General features: G+C 38.4%; 3 protein-coding genes and 1 riboswitch. All 3 genes read left to right on the top strand.

Going from position 1 to position 5,644, the window contains the following annotated elements; all coding sequences use genetic code 11:
• The first annotated feature begins 336 nt into the window (after positions 1 to 336).
• Complete coding sequence (locus tag OEV42_21190) at positions 337 to 894, top strand: PH domain-containing protein (GenBank protein ID MDH3976785.1); 558 nt, start codon at positions 337 to 339, stop codon at positions 892 to 894.
• A gap of 30 nt (positions 895 to 924) precedes the next feature.
• On the top strand, positions 925 to 1,278 hold the full coding sequence (locus OEV42_21185) for a hypothetical protein (protein MDH3976784.1): 354 nt from the start codon (positions 925 to 927) through the stop codon (positions 1,276 to 1,278).
• A gap of 449 nt (positions 1,279 to 1,727) precedes the next feature.
• Positions 1,728 to 1,809, top strand: a riboswitch (cyclic di-GMP riboswitch).
• Between the two features lie 112 nt (positions 1,810 to 1,921).
• The coding region (locus tag OEV42_21180; protein ID MDH3976783.1) for an FG-GAP-like repeat-containing protein at positions 1,922 to 5,644 on the top strand (3,723 nt) is incomplete at its 3' end.

Genomic DNA, 5,644 nt, shown 5'->3' with positions numbered 1-5,644 from the left:
CCTTCCTGAATCGCTTTAAGGGCTTTGTTAAAATCAAAACTACTTTCTTCTTTACTCATGTCAATTCTCCTTTTTTAGCTGAATATATCAGCTTTGGTTAAATTGACACAGAATTTTGAACACCCTCCATGTTATCCCCAATATGGGTATAGTTGTTGATAGAGGTATTTGGTATCCAAATGTCGGTAAATAAAAACATAATACAAATCCAGCTGACCCAATACCGTGCCGTTTCGTTGCGCTGCACTATGCGGCATTGGTCGGTTGATTTGCAGCGAGGGCCCCATCACCCCGGGCGCTATAAACTTTTGATAAATAATAAGGAGGTTCCCAATAATGTATCGATCTGTGGAGCAAGAATTTCAACAAGAACTTAGTGCCTCTGAGAGATTACTCTGGTCCGGTAAACCACAAACAGGAATTGTGTTTCGTGGATCTGATGTTTTCCTGGCGCCTTTCAGTATCATGTGGTGTGGTTTTGCCATTTATTGGGAATTCAGTGTTGTTACATCAAATGCGCCTTTCTTTTTTATGCTATGGGGCATTCCATTCGTTCTTGTGGGCCTTTACATGGTCTTTGGTCGTTTTTACCTTGATTCTATGCAGCGAAAAAAGACTTTTTATGGTTTAACAAATGAGCGCATAATTATCATTTCCGGTTTATTTGGTCGAAAAGTTAAAAACCTGAACCTGAAAACATTGAGTGAGGTTGTATTGAAAGAAAAGTCTAACAGAAGTGGTACCATTTCCTTTGGCGCCGGTAATCCAATGTATTCCATGTTTGGTGGTACGGGTTGGCCTGGAACGGGACAACACCTTCCTCCGAGTTTTGAAATGATTCCAAATGTAAAAGATGTCTATAATATGGTTCGTAATGCCCAAAAAGAAGCATGATTTCATCAAACCCCGCGTTAGAGGGAAAAAATGAAAAATGATCAACCGAAAGAATTACTTAATGAAGAGATAAAAAAGCTACTTCAGGATGAAGTAAAATCCAGACCTGCAATAGCTTATAGTGGAATGTTATGCTTCGGGTGTTTATTAGGAGGATTTATACTAAACATATTTTTTCAAGATGGACTCCCACTTACTACAAGATATTTTGCAATAACCATTATTCATCTACTCGGTTTGTTAAGTGGATTAGTTAGCATTAATTTAACGTCAGAAGCTATGAAGCAAATTCGGAAAAAAAATCTCACTTTACCTATGGCTTTAAACGGAATGTTTCTGTTGATATTTGGCTATAGATCTCTGGTATTACTTCAATTACTCTAACAAAAAAAACGATCTGACACCGCAGGTTATTAAATCGTTGGGCCTTTACGATGTAGGCTTTATTTATAACTAGTGTCGCCGCTTGCATTTCAGGCTTAGGTGTATGGTATCTTGACCAACGGGTATTCCGGTGTCTTCGCACGAGAACATAAAGTTAATCTGATTAAAAAGGAAAGCAAATGACAGGATAGAACCTGGTACACCCTCCCTGATAGTTTACAGTATTGAATTTATGGGCATGCAAAAAATAAGGGGAAAGACTGTAGACTAAACAATTCTGCTGCAAAAAAGTAGATACCTTTAGTTTTTTCCCAAAAAAGCAAAAAAAGCCGAAAGATTTTCTAAAAAAAAGCAAAAAAAGCCGAGTATTTTATTTTTAACTACGATAAGGTTATAGCTAATTCAGATAAGAATAAAACATAAAAATACAAAATTAAGGCAAGATTTCAGTACGACAAAAGCAAACTTCGGGCGACCGGAGGATGCAAAGTTACCTGTCCCGATTAAGAACGGGATAGAGGTACCGCTGAAAGATGAAGAACAGTCAATACAATAAAGCCGAATTACTAACAAAGCCCTTTTTCTGTCTTGCGGGACAGGAATGGGGCTTTGTTATTTATAATCGTTTTACGGGGAGGGAGTTATGAAAAAAAATTCCAAGCTTTATAAAAGGAGCATAATACCTGTACTTTCTTTTTTTATACTAATCAGCGTAGGGATAAACTTTGCTGATGCAGGTATTTTTATCGCCGCTGGGCCTAAAGAGTTTATCAGGGGAAAAGGAAAACCTTTTGTAGAGACTTTCTCATTTAATATCAAAAATCCTGATGCCAATTATACCCTTTACATAGATAATGGCAGCAATGATACAAAAAAAGTTTCAAGTGCCATAATTAAGCTGAATAAGGTAGTTATTTTTGATACCAGTGATTTCAGTAAGAAAGTTGGTCAGCTATCAAAAGTTGTCAGCTTATCTGCAGCGAATAATCTTGAAGTAGAACTTAGAGGGCAGCCTGGGAGCGGTCTTTCTATTTCAATTGAAGGAGAGGATAACTCTCCTCCTGATATAAAAATTTCTGCACCTCTTGATGGTATCTACATCAATACACCCCGTATAACAGTAGAGGGAAGCACAAGTGATTCTATCAGTTGGGTGGAGAATGTCTCTGTTAACGGCAATACAGCGGTTCTCTCGGGGGAATTATTTACTTATGCAGGATTAACCCTTTTAGAAGGCAATAATACGATTACTGCAGCAGCGATTGATGTCGCAGGCAATTCTGATAGTGTTTCCGTTAAAGTTACGCTCGATACAATTGCTCCCGAGATAAACCTTAATTCCATACCTGCTCTTACTAATAATCCTATTTTATCTGCTTCAGGCTCAATTTCAGATTCAAGCCCTATTTCCAGTTTAACAATCAATGGAGTAACACTAACTCTGACAGATAATCAATTTCAAAAGGACCTCAATCTTATAGAAGGGATAAATGACATTATTATTGAAGCTATTGATAAAGCGGGAAATAAGGCAACAAAGACGGTACAGGTTCTACTGGATGTAACACTTCCTCAGATAACAATAGAGAATCCTCAAAATGGAGTATTCCTTAATACACCATTAATTACCGTTTCTGGAAGTGCAAGTGATTCGCTCAGCGGCCTTTTGTCAGTTACTGTTAATGATATAGAGGTAACACACGCAGAAGGTGTATATGCTCTAGAAAACTTCCAGTTAACAGAAGGAGAGAATGTCATTACTGCTGTTGCAACAGACAAAGCAGGAAATGTTTCAAGGCAAATAATAACCATAACGGCAGATTTTACCCCACCTCAAATAAGTATTTTATCACCGTCTAACGGAGTTCCTGTCAATAATGATGTTCCTCAGATCAATATCGAGTATACAGACCTCTTGTCCGGTATTAATGTCAGTACAACTGCCATCAAGCTAAATAATATAGATATCACAGGAGAAGTTACAGTTACAGAAGGGGGTATGACATATACTCCCTCATCACCGCTTCAGGAAGGATCCTACACTGTAACTGCATATGTAGCAGACAGGGCAGGAAATACAGCAAATCAAAGCATAACCTTCATAGTTGACAAGACGCAGCCTGTTATAAATGCTGTGAATCCACTTCATGAAGCTATAATTAATAACAATATTCCCGGTATTACCCTTGAATATTTAGACAGTCTTTCCGGAATAGAACCATCTTCAATTGTTTTTACCCTGGATGGTACTGATTTAACAAGCGCTGCATCTGTTACTGAAACTGGTGTTAAGTATACTATCGAAACAGCTTTAGAAGATGGAGCTCATACTATTTCTTTGACGGTATCTGATAAAGCGGGCAATAACTCATCCATAAATGTTAATTTTACAGTAGATATTACACCACCTGTTATCAATAGCACTTTACCTGAAAATGGGGCAACCGTTAATAGTACAACTCCGGAAATCTCGATTTTATACTCAGATAGCTTGTCAGGTATCGACATATCATCAACAATTCTTGTTTTAGATGGTGTTAATGTAACAGAAGGATCTTCCATCACTATCACAGGTATCAATTTTATACCAACATCGCCTCTGGAAGATGGGATACATAATATTGATTTAACTATTCAAGATATCGCAGGAAACACTTTTGAACATGCTATAGAGTTCATTACACAAACAAGGGAAAATCCCTTCATTTATCCTGAACCAGGTTTTGATGCAGGACATTATGATGACTTATATAAACCCAACAGATTCAATTTCCCCCTAAAAGTGATTGATGTTAACAAGGATGGAAATCTTGATGTCATTGTTGCAAATCGTTTATCTGACTCCTGGGGAGTTATTAAATGCAGGATATCGGTACTTCTTGGGACAGGGGATGGAGGGCTGAAAAAATATTCAGATTTTGCAAATGCCGGGAATCATATCTCCTCGATGGAGCCTGGGGATTTCAACGGCGATAGTTATCCTGATCTGGCTGTTATGAGAACATCTCCGAATGAATTATATATTTATTCAGGTAGCGGGGATGGCACTTTTACAGAAACAGCATCTTATAATGTCGATGCTGCCGGCCGCTTGTTTACAGGCCGGTTCAATGATGATAATCACGAGGATATCATTATAGCCGGATCAACCAAAATTGCTATGTTTGCCGGTAAAGGGGATGGAACATTTAACGAGCCGTTAATTACAGAAACCAGTTCAAATTACTTAATCATTATAGATTCCGTAGTCATGGATCTGAATGATGACGGCATAGCAGATATTGTTTATACATCGGGCGCCAGTAATGGCAGGGGAGGTGAAGTGGTCCTGATGACCGGGAAGGGAGATGGAACTTTTGGCACACCTGTTATAGTTATGACAGATGGTACTAACTATCTGAACGAGATTTATAGTGGAGATATTAATGGTGACGGCAAAATCGATTTGATAGTAACCTGGATTGGTTCGTCAACCGGTTTTTATCCGATTTTGGGACAAGGCGGCGGCAGTTTTTATCCTGATAATGCTGTGGAAGTAGAGATGGCATATTTTTCATATGGGCATTATGGTCGATATCTTGAAGACTCCAGAAAATTTATGCGAGTCAGAGATATTAATGGGGATGGAAATACAGACATAATAGTCCGTACATGGGCCTCTGATCAGAAACTGAATATTTTAATGTCCATGGGTGATGGTACCTTTAAAGATGCCGTGTCTTACAATACCAATGAAATTGATGTTTTTGATATCGCAGATATTGATGGAAATGGGACTCTAGATGTAGTGACATCTGATAACCAGAACATACATGTTCTTTTTGGAGAAAAAGGAGGGATATATAGGGACAGAGAAAGAATTCCCTTGAAAAATGGTTCTTATAAGCTGGTTTCAGCTGATTTTGACGGTGATAATCGCCCTGATATTGCGATATCTCTTGCATCTAACCGTTCAGGCAGTATTTTTTCCACGTTATTAAACAGGGGAAGTGACTGGACGGAAGACAATTTCCAATCAAGTTATTCGGAGTACGATATGGAGTCAGATGCCACATTTATAAAAAGTGGAGACTTAAACAATGATGGTTTTGCCGATGTTGTAATTATCAATGACACACGGGATAGTGTTTCCGTTTTATTAAACAGCAATTCAGGAAAGTTAGGGCAGCCAGTTTCTTATTCAACCGGTACTTCCCCCGTTTTTGCGTTGCTGAAAGATATTAATGGAGACAAACATCTCGACATAATTACTATAAATGGTGGCTCCGGAAATATATCTGTTCTTTTGGGTAAAGGAGATGGGACGTTCCAGGATCATAAAACTTACGATGCCGGTTCTTCACCTAAAGGGCTTGCAATTGGCGAC

Source organism: Deltaproteobacteria bacterium (genome assembly GCA_029860075.1).
In the GTDB taxonomy this organism is placed as follows: domain Bacteria; phylum Desulfobacterota; class JADFVX01; order JADFVX01; family JADFVX01; genus JAOUBX01.
Note: the sequence above shows the minus strand (reverse complement) of the source record. Positions and strands in the feature narration are given on the sequence as shown.

Coding starts and splice junctions, on each gene's coding strand:
- OEV42_21190 (MDH3976785.1), top strand. CDS start 337: ATGTATCGATCTGTGGAGCAAGAATTTCAACAAGAACTTAGTGCCTCT.
- OEV42_21185 (MDH3976784.1), top strand. CDS start 925: ATGAAAAATGATCAACCGAAAGAATTACTTAATGAAGAGATAAAAAAG.